We start from the raw sequence: 13,148 nt of genomic DNA on the forward strand, positions 1-13,148 counted from the left end.
AGGTGGATGCGATGAACTGGCAGGGCTGGGGCGATCCGGCCAAGGCCCGAGAGCTGCCCGAGCCGATCGTCAAGCTGCTGCACGACCTCCTCGGCGTGCGACCGCCCGTGGCGCCCGTCGCCATGGAGCAGGTGCGGCTGGCGGAGCCCGGCCTGCCCGCCCTCGACGAGCTGCGGGCGATCACCCGCGTCAGCACCGACCGGGAGGCGCGCGTCCGCCACACCCGGGGCAAGTCCACGCCCGACCTGATGCGCATGCTGGCCGGGGACGGATCCGACGCGCCGGACGCCGTCGTCTCGCCCGGCTCCCACGACGAGGTGCTCGCCGTCCTCCGGGTGTGCGCGGCCGAGCGGATCGCCGTCGTGCCCTTCGGTGGCGGCACCTCGGTGGTCGGCGGCCTCGCGCCGGAGCGCGAGGGATTCGCCGGCGTCATCGCCCTGGACCTGGCACGGCTGGACCGCCTGATCTGCGTCGACGCCGACTCGATGGTCGCGGTGTTCGAGCCGGGCGTCAGGGCGCCGGAGGCGGAGCGCATGCTCGGCGAGCACGGCCTGACGCTGGGGCACTTCCCGCAGTCCTTCGAGTACGCCACGCTCGGCGGGTTCGCCGCCGCCCGCTCCAGCGGCCAGGCGTCGGCGGGCTACGGCCGGTTCGACGACATGGTGGTGGGGCTCACCGTGGCGACTCCCGGCGGGACGCTGGAGCTGGGACGCGCGCCCCGGTCGGCCGCGGGACCCGACCTGCGCCAGCTGGTCCTCGGCTCCGAGGGGGCGTTCGGGGTGATCACGTCGCTGCGGCTGCGGGTCCGCCGCGTGCCGGCCGTCCAGGAGTACGAGGGGTGGAGGTTCGCCGCCTTCCAGGACGGGGCGGCGGCGATGCGGTCGCTGGCACAGCGGGGGCTGCTGCCGGCCGTGCTCCGGCTGTCGGACGAGACGGAGACGATGATCGGGCTGGCCAAGCCCGAGTCGATCGGAGGCGGGGGAGAGGGCGGCTGCCTGGCGATCGCGGGCTTCGAGGGCTCGTCCGGCACCCCGGCCGATCGGGCGCGGTGGGAGGCGACGCGCGCCGTCCTCGCCGAGCACGGCGGCGCCTGCCTCGGCGAGGAGCCAGGACAGGCATGGGCGCACGGCCGGTTCTCCGCGCCGTACCTGCGTGACTCGCTCCTGGCGGCCGGTGCCACCGTCGAGACCCTGGAGACCGCCACCTTCTGGTCCAACCTGCCCAGGCTCTACGACGCCGTACGGCTCACGCTGCTCGCAGCTCTCGGCAACCCGCTGGTCATGTGCCACATCTCGCACGTCTACGAGACCGGCGCCTCGCTCTACTTCACCGTCGTCACCAGCGCCGGCCTGGAGACGTGGGAGGCGGCCAAGCGGCAGGTCAACGCCGCGATCGTGGGAGCGGACGGCACGATCTCCCACCACCACGGCGTCGGCAGGGACCACCGGGAGGCCTACGCGGAGGAGATCGGCCCCCTGGGCGTGGAGATCCTGCGCGCGGTCAAGGAACGGCTCGATCCGGCCGGAATCCTCAACCCGGGCGTGCTGATTCCTTAATCGTCTACTATGTCCCGCCATGAGTGCCGCCGCCTACGGGCCGCCTGCCGTACAAGCCCTCCGTGAAGGCGATCCCGTCGAGCTGGGCCCGTACCGGATCGCCGGACGGCTGGGGCAGGGCGGCATGGGATCCGTCTTCCTCGCCGAGGGGCCGCAGGGGCCGGTGGCGATCAAGGTCATCACCCCGCACCTGGCCAACGACCCCGAGTTCGCCGAGCGGTTCCGCCGCGAGGTCGCGGCGGCGGGCCGGGTGCGGCGGTTCTGCACCGCGCCCGTGCTCGACTCCCGGCTGGACGCGGCGCCGCTGTGGCTGGTCACCGAGTACGTCGCCGGGCCCGACCTCGGCCGGGTGCTGCGCGAGGGCGGGCCGCTGACCGGCTCCAACCTGGAGGCGCTCGCCGTCGGGGTGGCGACGGCGCTGACCGCCATCCACGGCGCGGGCGTCGTGCACTGCGACCTCAAACCGGCCAACGTCCTGCTGTCGCCGCTCGGCCCCCGCGTCATCGACTTCGGCATCGCCCGCGCCCTCGACCTGGGACACGGCAAGACCGTGACGGGTCGCCTGCTGGGCACGCCCGAATACATGGCTCCCGAGGTGATCAACGATCACCACCTCACCCCGGCGGCCGACATCTTCGCCTGGGGCTGCGTCGTGTTCGCCGCGGCCACGGGCCGCTCGCCGTTCGCGGCGCGCACGGTGCCCGAGGCGCTCATGAGGGTCGTCAACGACCAGCCCTCGCTGGAGGCCGTCGAACCCGGGCTGCGCCCGCTGGTGGCCGCGGCCCTGGAGAAGGATCCCGCCAACCGCCCCTCCGCCCAGGACCTGGCCGGACGCCTGGTCGGCAGCACCAGGGTCGACGCCCAGGCGGTGGCCGGCACGCTGCGCATCGACCTCGCCTCACTCACTACCCCGCCGCCCACCGCCGCCGCCCCATCGGGCGGCCAGCCAGGCGGCCCGTCCGGTGCCCAGGCCGCCACCGTGCCGCCCCGGCGCAGGACCGGCCGATGGATCGCGATCGGCGCGGGCGCCGCGGCCCTCCTCGCGGTCGCCGCGACCGCCTTCGTGGTGATGAGCCCCTCGGGGCCGCCCGCCGCCGACGGCGTGCTCTACACCGAGGCTTTCGACTCCGTGGAGTCGGGCTGGGTCACCGACTCGGGCGGCTCCTACTCCGACCCGCCCGGCCAGTTCGTCCTCACCGCCAGCGGCGGGGCGGGCTCCTGGTCACGGCCGCCGATCAACGCCAACTTCCCGTCGCGGCTGCTCATGGAGGCGACCGTGCTGATCGAGGGCAGCCCCGGCGCCAGGGCCGGGCTGTACTGCAACCACCTCCACGACGGGCAGGGCGCGTCGTACGACCTGGAGATCCGGCAGGACGGGCGGGCCAGGATCCGCAAGTCCGTCGACAAGGACGGCTGGGACCTGACGGCCGACGCGCCGGTCTCGGGGTTCAAGCCGGGCAAGGTACGGCTGCAGGCCCAGTGCGCGCGGGAGGGGGAGCGCATACGGCTCGCGTTGTGGGTGAACGGCACCCTCGCCGTCACGGCCGACGACACGCTGAAGGCGGTCTCCGGCAAGCAGCCGAGCGTGGGAGTGCAGCTGACGCACGCCGGAGAGGCCGACGCCAAGGCCACGATCGACGACTACCGGGTGTCGTGGTTCTAGCGGTCAGGTGAGCTTGTCGGCCTCGATCATGGCCACCGCCGCCTCCTCGTGGCGGCCCAGGGCCGTGAGGACCTCCGACAGGCATCCGAGCGCCAGGATCAGCGGCGCGCCCCCCACCGCCCTGGCCAGCCTCACGGCCTCCTCCGCGGACGGCAGGGCGTCGTCAGGGCGACGCCGGCGGAGCATCAGGCGCGCCGCCGTGCGCAGCGAACGCGCGAGCAGCGCCGTGTGCGCCCCGGGGTCGGTTCTCGCCAGCTCGCGGCTGAGCGCGACCGCCTCCCAGACCCGTTCGATGGCCTGGCGGCTCCATCGTGACTGGGTCGAGGCGTAAGCGAGGAGACCCTCGACGGCGTCGACACGCGCCGAGGTGCGTTCGTTGAACCCGTTTCTGGCCATATGAATCCACCCATGCCAGCCCTGAGCGTCGAGGGTATCGCGCTGTGTCGTCAGATGCACGCAGAGTTGGCGGGAAAGGATGCGTTTCGGCAAGATCAAGGTAAAGATATTGCCATGGTCGAGCTGGCGGCGGAGCGCGGGAAACAGGTCTCTTCGAGGGTCTCGGAGGCGGGTGCCGGCTGGCGGTGCCAGCAGGTCGGAACGTTCAAGGATCTGCGGCCCAACGACCGCAGCTTCTCCTGGCTGAACCCGGCGACGTTGTGGCGTTCGCGCAACGAGATCCTGGCGGGGCTGTTCGGCGACCCGTCGGGGGAGGTGCGCAGGCGGTGGATGGACTACCAGCGAAGCCGCGCGGACTTCGACCCGGAGCTGAGGATCCGGCCGCAGGTGGGCGAGAGCTTCTCGTTCCTGCTGCTCGGCGACCCTGGCGAGGGTGACGCGTCGCAGTACGCCGTCGTGCCGGGCATGGGCAGGATCGGCGAGGACACGGCCTTCGCGGTCGTGGCCAGCGACGTGATCTATCCGACCGGCTCGGGCAACGAGTACTGCGACAAGTTCTTCCGCCCGTACAAGGACTACCGGGCGCCGATCTACGCCGTGCCGGGCAACCACGACTGGTACGACGGGCTCGGCGGGTTCATGCGGGTCTTCTGCGACGCGCCGCCGCTGAAGCCCCAGCCCGACCGGGGGCTGCGCGGGCTACTGTGGCGCAAGCCGGAGAGGATCGACGAGGCCGCCCTGGCCCAGGCACGCACCATGCGCGGACTGCCCGAGCAGCAGGCCGTGCAGCCGGCGCCGTACTGGGTGATCGAGACGCCGCACGTGCTGCTCGTCGGCGTCGACACCGGGATCCGCGGGGAGCTCGACAAGGACCAGGTCGCGTGGCTGCGCCGCACCTCCGCCGATCCCCGGCCGAAGATCCTCATCACCGGCAAGCCGATCTACCGGCGCAACGACTACACGCCCTCACCGCTGGAGGGCGGCGGGACGATCGACGACATCGTGCGCGATCCCGCCCACAACTACGTGGCGGCCATCGGCGGCGACGTGCACAACTACCAGCGCTACCCGGTCAAGGTGGGCGACCGGGTGATCCAGTATCTCGTCGCGGGCGGTTCCGGGGCGTTCATGCACGCCACCCACACCGTGCGGCGTGTCGACGTGGGCGGGGTGCACGAGGAGGAGTACCGGTGCTACCCGCTGCGCGGCGACTCGCTGTCGTTCTACAGCCAGCTGTACGCCAAGCGGCTGCGCATGCGCTGGCTCTACCTCACCCCGCAGGAGGCGGTCTGCATCATGGCCGAGCAGATCGGCATCAAGCCGGTCCGGCCGGTCGAGGAGCCGGTGACGATCACCCGGCGGATGAGGTGGGCGGCGCGCATCCTGGGTGCCTGGCCGTGGCCGCTGCGGCTGCCTGTCGACAAGGTGTTCCACCGGTTCCTGTCGGAGTTGTCCGACTGGGACACCCCGCCGTTCTTCAAGAGCTTCCTGCACGTGGCGGTCACGCCCTCGGACGTCACCATCCGTTGCTTCGCCGCGACCGGGTGCCTGACGCAGGAACTGGAGCCGCCGATGGAGGACGAGGTGGTGATCAGCCTGCGATGACGGCCCCGGCGCCGCAACCCGGCTTGTCGGAGGCGTCTGCCACAGTGGGAGCGTGTACGTACCGCTGACACCCAGCCACGTGGGGGCCGACCGCCCCGACGACGTCGCGGCCGCCGTGCGGAGGCTCGAACACGACCGCCCGCGCTGGGTGTGGGCCGACGCCCGCGAGGCGTACACACCGCTGGTGCGCGACGGCGTGCGGGTGAGCCGCTGTCACGACCTGGCGCTGACCGAGGGGCTGCTGCTCGCGGCGGAGGGCCGGTACGGCGCGGCGCGCTCGGCCAAGGCGGCGCACGCGCGCCTCCACGGGCTGCCCGAGCCGCACGAGAACGACGCGGGAGCCGACACGCTGTTCCCCGCCGAGCCGCTCGGCGTCTCCGCGATCGAGGAGGTGCTGGCCGACCAGCTCGCCCGCATCGAGCGGCTGCCCGAGCCCGGCCGGTTCAGGCTGCTGGTCGCGGCCGAGTCGGCGGGCGGGCTGATCGCGGCGGAGATGGCCGAGGCCGGCATGCCGTGGAACCGGCGCCTGCACGACGCGCTGCTCACCGAGAAGCTGGGCCCGCGGCCGATGAGGGGCATGCGGCCGGTCAAGCTCCAGGCCCTGGCCGACGAGCTGGCCGCGATCTTCGGGCACGCGATCAACCCCGACTCCGCGCAGCAGGTGATCAAGGCCTTCAAGGCGGCGGGGGTCGACCTCAAGTCCACACGGTCGTGGGAGCTGAAGCAGATCGACCATCCGGCGATCGCGCCGCTGCTCGCCTACAAGGAGCTGGCCAGGCTGCACAGCTTCCACGGCTGGGCCTGGGCCGACCAGTGGGTGCGCGACGGGCGCTTCCGGCCCGAATACGTGGTCGGCGGTGTGGTCACCGGGCGGTGGGCGACCAACGGCGGCGGCGCGCTGCAGATCCACAAGTCGATGCGCAAGGTCGTGGTGGCCGAGCCGGGCTGGACCCTCGTCGTGGCCGACGCGGCGCAACTGGAGCCGCGCGTGCTCGCCGCCATGGCGGGCGACGGCGGGCTGGCGCGGGCCGCGGGGGAGATCGACCTGTACGCCGCGCTTGCGCAGTCCTTCGGCGGCGAGCGCGACAATGCGAAGATCGCGATGTTGTCGGCCATGTACGGCGGCACCAGCGGCGACGCCCCCAAACTGCTGGCCGTCATGCGGCAGCGTTTCCCCCAGGCCTACCAGTTCGTCGAGGACGCGGCCCGGGCGGGGGAGGAGGGGCGCGTGGTGCGCTCCTGGCTGGGCCGTACCTCCCCGCCGCCCTCCGACCGCTGGCGCTCGCTGGTGTCGGGGCCCGAGGGCGGGCGCGCGGCGCGCGACCGGGGGCGGTTCACGCGCAACTTCGTCGTGCAGGGCACGGCCGCGGAGTGGGCACTGGCGATGATGGCGGTGCTGCGCGGGCTGCTGCCGGAGGCGGCGCGGCTGGTGTTCTTCCAGCACGACGAGGTGATGGTGCACTGCCCGGCCGAGCAGGGCGGCGAGGTGATCGCCGCGGTCGGCAAGGCGGCGGAGGAGGCGACGCGGCTGCTGTTCGGGGCCACGCCGGTGCGGATTCCGATGGAGGCGGTCGCGGTGGAGTGCTACGCCGACGCCAAGTAACGCACCGCCCGCCGTCGTGCACCACCCGCCGTCGTGCACCACCCGCCGCCGTGCACCACCCGCCGTCGGCCCGTCCGCCGCTCGCAGTCCCGTAAGTCCCCGCCGGGGGCCGGTGACGGTCCCCGGGCTACGGGGCTGTCAGGGCGCGTCTGCGGGCGGCGAGCCAGACGCCCGTGGCCGTGACGACGATGCCCACCGCGATGCCGAGCGCGCTGTACGACAGCCCGCCGACGATCAGCCCCGCGACCACCGTGCCCGTCGCGCCGCACACGCTTACCAGCAGGTCCGACAGTCCCTGCACCGACGCCCGCTGCCCGATGGGGGTCGATTCGGTCAGCAGTGCCGAGCCCGCCACCAGCCCGCACGACCAGCCCAGGCCGAGCAGGATGAGCGAGGCGGTGATCTGGCCGACGCTGTGCTCCCCGGCGGTCATGGCCAGGACGGCCGAGCCGAGCAGGATCGCCATGCCCAGCACGAGCACCGGGATCTTGCCCGCCTTGTCGGCGAGCCAGCCGACGAGCGGGGAGAAGACGTACATGCCGGCGATGTGCAGGCTCAGGGCCAGGCCGATGATGCCCGTGGTCGCGCCGCCGTGCTTGAGGTGCACGGGCGTCATGGACATGATCGAGACCATCGCCGTGTGGCTGATCGCGATGGCCAGCACCGCGGCGCGTGCCCCGGCGGAGGAGCGGATGGCGTCCCAGCCCGCCCGCATGACCCGCTTGGGCACCTCGCCGCCGCCGGTGCTGACCGTGCGGGCCAGCTTCAGCGGGTCGGGACGCAGGAAGAAGAAGAGGAACAGCAGCGCGACCAGGAAGGCGAACGTCGCGAACGCGAAGGGTCCGGCGTATTCGGCCAGCCCCAGGTTCTTGCCGATCGCGTCGGCGGGCTGGGCCAGGTTCGGTCCGGCGACCGAGCCGATGGTGGTCGCCCAGACCACGAGCGACAGGTGCCGCGCGGTCGTGCCCTTGGGCGACAGGTCCGTGGCCGAGTAGCGGGCGGCCAGGTTGGTCGTGCTGCCCGCCCCGATCAGGAGGAATCCCACCAGGACGAGCGGCCACGAGCCGAGGCCGATGGCCAGCGTGGCCACCGCGCCGCCGACCGCCGCCGACGCGTATCCGAGGGCGAGGCTGGCCCTGCGTCCGGAGATCGTGGCGACCTTGGCGATGGGCAGGGCGAACAGCGCCGAGCCCAGCACCATCGCGGTTCCTGCGAACCCGCTGATCGTCACCGAACCCGAGAGGTCTTCGACGATCAGCGAGCTGAAGGCCAGGCCCACGGCCACGCCGAGGCCGCCGATGATCTGCGACAGCGACAGCACCGCGAGGGTGCGCCGCTGGACGGACTTGAACTGCTCGACGCCGTGGCTAGCGGGGGCTGCTTTCACGAGCAAAGTGTGTCATAGCACCTGAATTCGGTCGCCGACGACCACGGCCCCCGTGGTGTCCGGAATGAGGTTCATCGCGAACCAGACCTTGCCGTCCCACTTGCGGTGGCGCGACAGCGTGCGGATCGGCTCCTTGCCCTTCTTGAGCGTCCGCGCGTCGATCGTGGTGAACACGCAGCGGTCGCAGGCCTTGACCACACGGAAGCTCACGTCGCCCACCTGGATCCTCGTCCAGGAGTCCTCGGCGAAGGGCTCCTCGACGCCGTCGACCACCAGGTTGGGGCGGAAGCGGGAGATGGGCAGCGGCTCGGGCACCTCCTCGCCGCGCTCGGCGGCCTCCTCGGCGATCCAGTCGTTCAGCTGGGCCAGCGAGCGGGTGGAGGCCAGCAGCACGGGGTAGCCGTCGGCCAGGGTGACCCGGTCGTCGGCGGTGCCGTACTCGGGGTTGACCGGGCGGCGGGTCGGGTCGTCGAGCCAGGCGAGGCGGGCGGGGAGGCCGAGCAGGGCGCCGAGCCACTCTGCGGCGTCCTGGCCGCCGTCGGTCAGCTCGACGGGGGTCCTCCAGACCTTGGTCTCGCGGCGGCGGGACGACGGCAGCACCTTCAGGGGCGCGGCGTGCGGGCCGGTGAGGGTGATCGTGTCGCCGGTCAGCTCCGCGCGCACGGTCAGCAGGCGGGGGTGTTCGCGGGCGGTGAGCATCTCGCCGTCGGCGTCGGTCACCAGGTAGCGGCGGTCTCCGGCCAGGCCCCAGGGCAGGACCTCCGCGACGTCGAGGTCGTGGCCTTGAGTTGATTTGACGGGATAAATGTGGATGCTCGCGAGCCTCATGAGCCCGACGGTACACGGCCCGGGACGCCCGGGTCAGCGGCGGGCGTCCGCCTCACCGGCGGCCTCACGGCGGTGGCGGAGACGGCCTCACGGGCGGTGGCGGAGACGGCCTCATGGGCGCCGCTGTGGCCCACGCCCGTGACCAGCGCCGTGGACCAGCGTCGTCGACCCGCGTCATGGGCGGCGCCGCGTCCCGCGCCGTGGTCCGTGTCATGAGCGGCGTCGTGATCTGCGCTGTGACCCGCCTCGTGGGCCGCATCGTCACCCCGGGCCGTGGGGGGTGTCGTGATCCGCGTCGGTGATGTCGTGGGTCGCCTTATGGGCGGTGGTCGGGGTGGGTGGCGGCGTCGAGGAGGGCGAGGGCGGCGGTGCGGGCGTGGCGGGCGGCGTCCGGGGTGCCGGGGTGGTGGTCGGCCACGATGGTAGCCCCGGTGACGAGCATGAGGAACTGGCGCCCCAGCACCTCGGGCTGGGCCGCTCCGGCGTCGCGTGCGATGTCGGTGAGCAGCGCCAGCCGCCGTTCCAGGTGCCGTGCCGCGACCTCCCGGGGAGCACCGTGTTGCCCGGCCTCATCGGGGCCGCCCGCCCCATGGTGCTGGGTGGCGGCGTTGAGGATCGCGCAGCCGCGGAACCCGGGCTCCCCGTGCCACGAGGCCAGCGCGTCGAACACCGCCGCGAGCCGCGCCCGCGGGTCGCTCCCCGCCGCCTCGGCCGCCTCCGACAGCCATCGCGTGACCCGCTCGCTGCGCTCCTTCAGTACGGCCTCGATGAGCCCTTCCTTGGAGCCGAAGTGCCGGTAGAGCGTCTCCTTGGAGATGCCCATGGTGGAGCAGAGCTCGGCCACGCCGACGCCGTCGAGGCCGCGAGCGTAGAAGATCGCGGTCGCGCGGTGCAGGACCGCGGCGCGGGTGCGGGCGGGGTCGAGTGGGCTTCCCTTGGTGACGGGCACGGCATAGATGGTACCGCCCGGTTCGGGAGCCTGTTATGGTACCGATCGGTTCCATCAAAGAGAGGCGACCATGACGGCCACCACCCCCTCCATCACCGTCGAGAGCGGCGGCGAGCAGCTGCTCGGCGTGCTCCACCTGCCGGCGGGCCCCGGCCCCCACCCGATCGTGGTGATCATGCACGGCTTCCCCGGCAACGAGCGCAACGGCGACCTCGCCCAGGCCCTGCGCCGCGACGGCTACGCCACGCTGGTCTTCCACTACCGCGGCTCCTGGGGCGTCGGCGGCACCTGGAGCTGGAGCAACGCGCTGCAGGACGCCCTGCGGGTGACGCGTGCCGTACGCGAGAAGGACTTCGCGGAGCGGCACCGCCTCGACCCCGAGCGGCTCGCCGTGGTCGGGCACAGTTTCGGGGCGTTCGCCGCGCTCAACGCCGCGGCCGAGGACCCCGGCGTGCGCGCGGTGGTGTCGGTCGCGGCCTTCGACTTCGGCACGCTCCCGCTCCCCCTGGACGAAGCACGGCGGGAACACTACGAGGATTTCTTCGGCGGTGACCTGCTGCCCCTGCGCGGCACCAGCGGAGCGGCCCTGGTCGAGGAGATCGAGGCGCACGGGTGGAGCCTGGCCGCGCTGGCTCCCGCGCTGGACGGGCGCCCGGTGCTGCTGATCGGCGCCTCACATGACACGGTCGCCCCGGTGGTGGCGCACCACCGGCCGATGCTGGAGCCGTACGGCTGGGCGGAGCGGCACGAGTGGCCGACCGACCACGCCCTGTCGGACCACCGGGCCGAGCTGATCGGGGCGGTCCGCGCGTTCCTGGACCGCGCCCTCGGTCAGCTCCTCGGGCCGAAGGAGTCCAGGAACACCTGACGCAGCTCCGCCTGGTCGTCCCAGTGCAGATCGGACATGGTGAACACGATCTTGAAGCCCTTGCTGTCGTTCACCGACACGTAGCGCGCCAGGGCGTGCATGGGCACCCCGTTGGACAGCCGGTAGGTGTACTCCCAGTCGGCCGCCTTCCACCCGCGGAAGTCGATCTCCTGCAGCTGCACCTGGATGTAGTCGTCGACGCCGCCCGCGCGCTCCTCGGCGGTGAGCTTGGCCAGGCCGCCGTCGTTCTCGGCCGGACCGGAGCGGACGGTGATCTTCATCCCGGAGTCCTTGGGCCCGGTGAAGACGGTCTCGCCGCCCGAGGTGCTCACCTTCCAGGCCGCGGGCACGGCCGCCGCGAAACCGGCCTGGACGTGCTCCTTGTAGCCGTCGGGCACGTCGGTGGTCAGAGGGCCCTGCTGCTCGGTGACCGTCTCGCTGGCGGAGGCCGACGGGCTCGCGGTGTTCTGGCCGCCGGAGTCGCCGCCCGTCGCGATGATCACGACGGCGAGGGTGGCCGCGGCCAGCGCGGCGGCCCCCGCCAGCATCAGGCGGGGCGTGGGCCTGCCGTCGCGCATCCAGCCGTTGCCGCTGGGAGGCGGCTCCTCGGCGCGCCGGCGGCTGCCGATGCGCTGCTGGCCGCCGGTGTGGGTGACGGCGGACTCGGCGTCGCGGGTCAGGTCGCGCGAGTGCGCGGCCAGGTCGTCGGAGGAGGCGAGCGGCCACGGGGTGCCGCCCGTCGTCCTGCCGCCCGTGGTGCTGCTGCTCGTGGTCAGCGGCAGGATCGGCTGCGGCTTGGGGGCGGCGGGCTGCGGCCCGGAAAGGCTGCGCAACTCCTCGTAGGGGTCGGGCCTGCCAGGCTCGGCGGCGGGCCCGCGCTGGGGGCCGGACGGGCTGCCCAGGGCCTCGTACGGCACCGGCCCCGAAGGGCTGCGGAGTGCCTCGTAGGGCACAGGTCCCGAAGGGCTGCGCAGGGCTTCGTACGGCACCGGCCCCGACGGGCTGCGGAGTCCCTCGTACGGCACGGGCCCCGACGGGCTGCCCGGCCCTTCCTGCGGGACGGGCCCCGACGGGCTGCGCAGCGCCTCGTAGGGCACCGGCCCTGACGCGCCGGTCACCGGACCCGAGGCGCTGCGGAAGGCGTCGTACCCAGTCAGCCGGTCGGTGCGCTGCTCGGACGACGGGCTGGCCAGCGGGTCGAAGCCCTGCACCGCGTTCGGGTCGTACGGCACGCGCACCGGCCCTGAGGGCGTCTCGATGATGCGCGAGGGCAGCGGCCCCGACGGCTGGTCGAGCGGCGGCAGCAGCCCGATGGGCGTGGAGTCGGCGGCGGTCGGGATGGCGTCGCGCCCGGCTCGCGAGCTGGGCGACCCGTGCGAGCGCAGCACCCGCTCCAGCATCTCGGCCACCTGGGCGGCGGGCAGGCGCTCGGCGGGGTTCTTGCGCAGCAGCCCCTCGATGACGGGCATCAGCGCCCCGGCCCGCTGGGGCCTGATCGGCTCCTGGGTGAGCACGGCGCCGAGCACGGCGATGGCGTCGGGCCCCTCGAACGGCGGGCGCCCCTCGACGGCGGCGTACAGCGTGGCGCCGAAGGACCACAGGTCGGCCGACTGCCCGATGGGCTGGCCGGAGAGCCGCTCCGGCGGGATGTAGGCGGGCGAGCCCATGAGCAGCCCGGTCTGGGTGATGGTGACGTCGCCCTCGATGGCGGCGATGCCGAAGTCGGTGAGCACGACCCGGTCGGTGGTGAGGAGCACGTTGCCGGGTTTGATGTCGCGGTGCAGGATGCCGGCGGCGTGGGCGTGGCGCAGGGCGTCGAGGACGCGGATGCCGATCTCGGCCGCCTGGATGACGGGCAGCGGGCCGCTCTGCCGTACGGCCTGCTCCAGCGACCAGGCGCGCACCAGCTCCATGACGATCCAGGGGCGGCCGTCCTCCTCGACGACGTCGTGGACGGTGACGATGCCGGGGTGGGTCAGCCGCGCGGCCGAGCGCGCCTCGCGCAGCATGCGGCGGTGGGCGACCTGCTTGCCCGCCTGGTCGAGCCCGTAGGGCAGCAGCAGTTCCTTGACGGCGACGTCGCGGTCGAGCAGCACGTCGTGGGCGTGCCAGACCATGCCCATGCCGCCGCGGCCGACGGGAGACATGAGCCGGTAGCGGTTGCCGACGAGGCGACCCTGGCTCGAGGCGTGACCCTGGGAGTCCTGCCCGCTGAGCATGCGGTCGGCCGACATCTCGGGCCCCCCATTTCTCCGCATGAATGGTCAATGGTTGGCCACAATAACGGCATTGC

10 protein-coding genes are annotated in these 13,148 nt (G+C 73.1%); 5 read left to right on the forward strand and 5 right to left on the reverse strand.

Annotated features, from left to right (window positions below; genetic code table 11):
- Positions 1-11: 11 nt before the first annotated feature.
- Positions 12-1,556 carry an FAD-binding oxidoreductase gene (locus HNR30_RS29525; protein ID WP_181613331.1) on the forward strand — a complete coding sequence of 515 codons (1,545 nt, stop codon included), beginning with the start codon at positions 12-14 and terminating at the stop codon, positions 1,554-1,556.
- A gap of 19 nt (positions 1,557-1,575) precedes the next feature.
- Positions 1,576-3,219, forward strand: coding sequence for a serine/threonine-protein kinase (locus HNR30_RS29530; RefSeq protein WP_181613332.1), 1,644 nt, complete (start codon positions 1,576-1,578; stop codon positions 3,217-3,219).
- A gap of 3 nt (positions 3,220-3,222) precedes the next feature.
- On the opposite strand, the gene HNR30_RS29535 is transcribed toward HNR30_RS29530, so the two are convergent.
- Positions 3,223-3,615, reverse strand: a complete 393-nt coding sequence (locus HNR30_RS29535) for a hypothetical protein (protein ID WP_181613333.1) — start codon at positions 3,613-3,615, stop codon at positions 3,223-3,225.
- 114 nt (positions 3,616-3,729) lie between these two features.
- Here HNR30_RS29535 and HNR30_RS29540 point away from each other — a divergent pair, with 114 nt between their 5' ends.
- Both HNR30_RS29540 and HNR30_RS29545 read left to right on the forward strand, forming a co-directional pair.
- Positions 3,730-5,220 (forward strand): metallophosphoesterase family protein, encoded by a 1,491-nt coding sequence (locus tag HNR30_RS29540; RefSeq protein WP_181613334.1) that lies wholly within the window; start codon positions 3,730-3,732, stop codon positions 5,218-5,220.
- A 52-nt stretch (positions 5,221-5,272) separates the two neighbouring features.
- On the forward strand, positions 5,273-6,823 hold the full coding sequence (locus HNR30_RS29545; protein ID WP_181613335.1) for a bifunctional 3'-5' exonuclease/DNA polymerase: 1,551 nt from the start codon (positions 5,273-5,275) through the stop codon (positions 6,821-6,823).
- Positions 6,824-6,950: 127 nt separating this feature from the next.
- Here HNR30_RS29545 and HNR30_RS29550 read toward each other — a convergent pair whose 3' ends face one another.
- The 3 genes from HNR30_RS29550 to HNR30_RS29560 form a co-directional block, all read right to left on the reverse strand.
- On the reverse strand, positions 6,951-8,210 hold the full coding sequence (locus HNR30_RS29550; RefSeq protein ID WP_312894728.1) for an MFS transporter: 1,260 nt from the start codon (positions 8,208-8,210) through the stop codon (positions 6,951-6,953).
- A gap of 12 nt (positions 8,211-8,222) precedes the next feature.
- Positions 8,223-9,038: an MOSC domain-containing protein gene (locus HNR30_RS29555; RefSeq protein WP_181613336.1), complete on the reverse strand. Its 816-nt coding sequence runs from the start codon at positions 9,036-9,038 to the stop codon at positions 8,223-8,225.
- A gap of 316 nt (positions 9,039-9,354) precedes the next feature.
- On the reverse strand, positions 9,355-9,987 hold the full coding sequence (locus tag HNR30_RS29560) for a TetR/AcrR family transcriptional regulator (protein ID WP_181613337.1): 633 nt from the start codon (positions 9,985-9,987) through the stop codon (positions 9,355-9,357).
- Between the two features lie 70 nt (positions 9,988-10,057).
- Between HNR30_RS29560 and HNR30_RS29565 the strand changes: the two genes are divergently transcribed.
- Positions 10,058-10,855 carry an alpha/beta hydrolase gene (locus HNR30_RS29565; RefSeq protein WP_181613338.1) on the forward strand — a complete coding sequence of 266 codons (798 nt, stop codon included), beginning with the start codon at positions 10,058-10,060 and terminating at the stop codon, positions 10,853-10,855.
- Here HNR30_RS29565 and HNR30_RS46965 read toward each other — a convergent pair.
- Complete coding sequence (locus HNR30_RS46965; RefSeq protein ID WP_246379563.1) at positions 10,819-13,113, reverse strand: serine/threonine-protein kinase; 2,295 nt, start codon at positions 13,111-13,113, stop codon at positions 10,819-10,821. The two genes, HNR30_RS29565 and HNR30_RS46965, sit on opposite strands and share 37 nt — an antisense overlap.
- Between the last annotated feature and the right edge of the window lie 35 nt (positions 13,114-13,148).

The organism is Nonomuraea soli, from assembly GCF_013761175.1.
Lineage (GTDB): Bacteria > Actinomycetota > Actinomycetes > Streptosporangiales > Streptosporangiaceae > Nonomuraea > Nonomuraea soli.

What these genes read in the sequence shown, in the direction of transcription:
- HNR30_RS29525 (WP_181613331.1), top strand. Translation starts at nt 12, where the DNA reads ATGAACTGGCAGGGCTGGGGCGATCCGGCCAAGGCCCGAGAGCTGCCC.
- HNR30_RS29530 (WP_181613332.1), top strand. Translation starts at nt 1,576, where the DNA reads ATGAGTGCCGCCGCCTACGGGCCGCCTGCCGTACAAGCCCTCCGTGAA.
- HNR30_RS29535 (WP_181613333.1), bottom strand. Translation starts at nt 3,615, where the DNA reads ATGGCCAGAAACGGGTTCAACGAACGCACCTCGGCGCGTGTCGACGCC.
- HNR30_RS29540 (WP_181613334.1), top strand. Translation starts at nt 3,730, where the DNA reads ATGGTCGAGCTGGCGGCGGAGCGCGGGAAACAGGTCTCTTCGAGGGTC.
- HNR30_RS29555 (WP_181613336.1), bottom strand. Translation starts at nt 9,038, where the DNA reads ATGAGGCTCGCGAGCATCCACATTTATCCCGTCAAATCAACTCAAGGC.
- HNR30_RS29565 (WP_181613338.1), top strand. Translation starts at nt 10,058, where the DNA reads ATGACGGCCACCACCCCCTCCATCACCGTCGAGAGCGGCGGCGAGCAG.
- HNR30_RS46965 (WP_246379563.1), bottom strand. Translation starts at nt 13,113, where the DNA reads ATGCGGAGAAATGGGGGGCCCGAGATGTCGGCCGACCGCATGCTCAGC.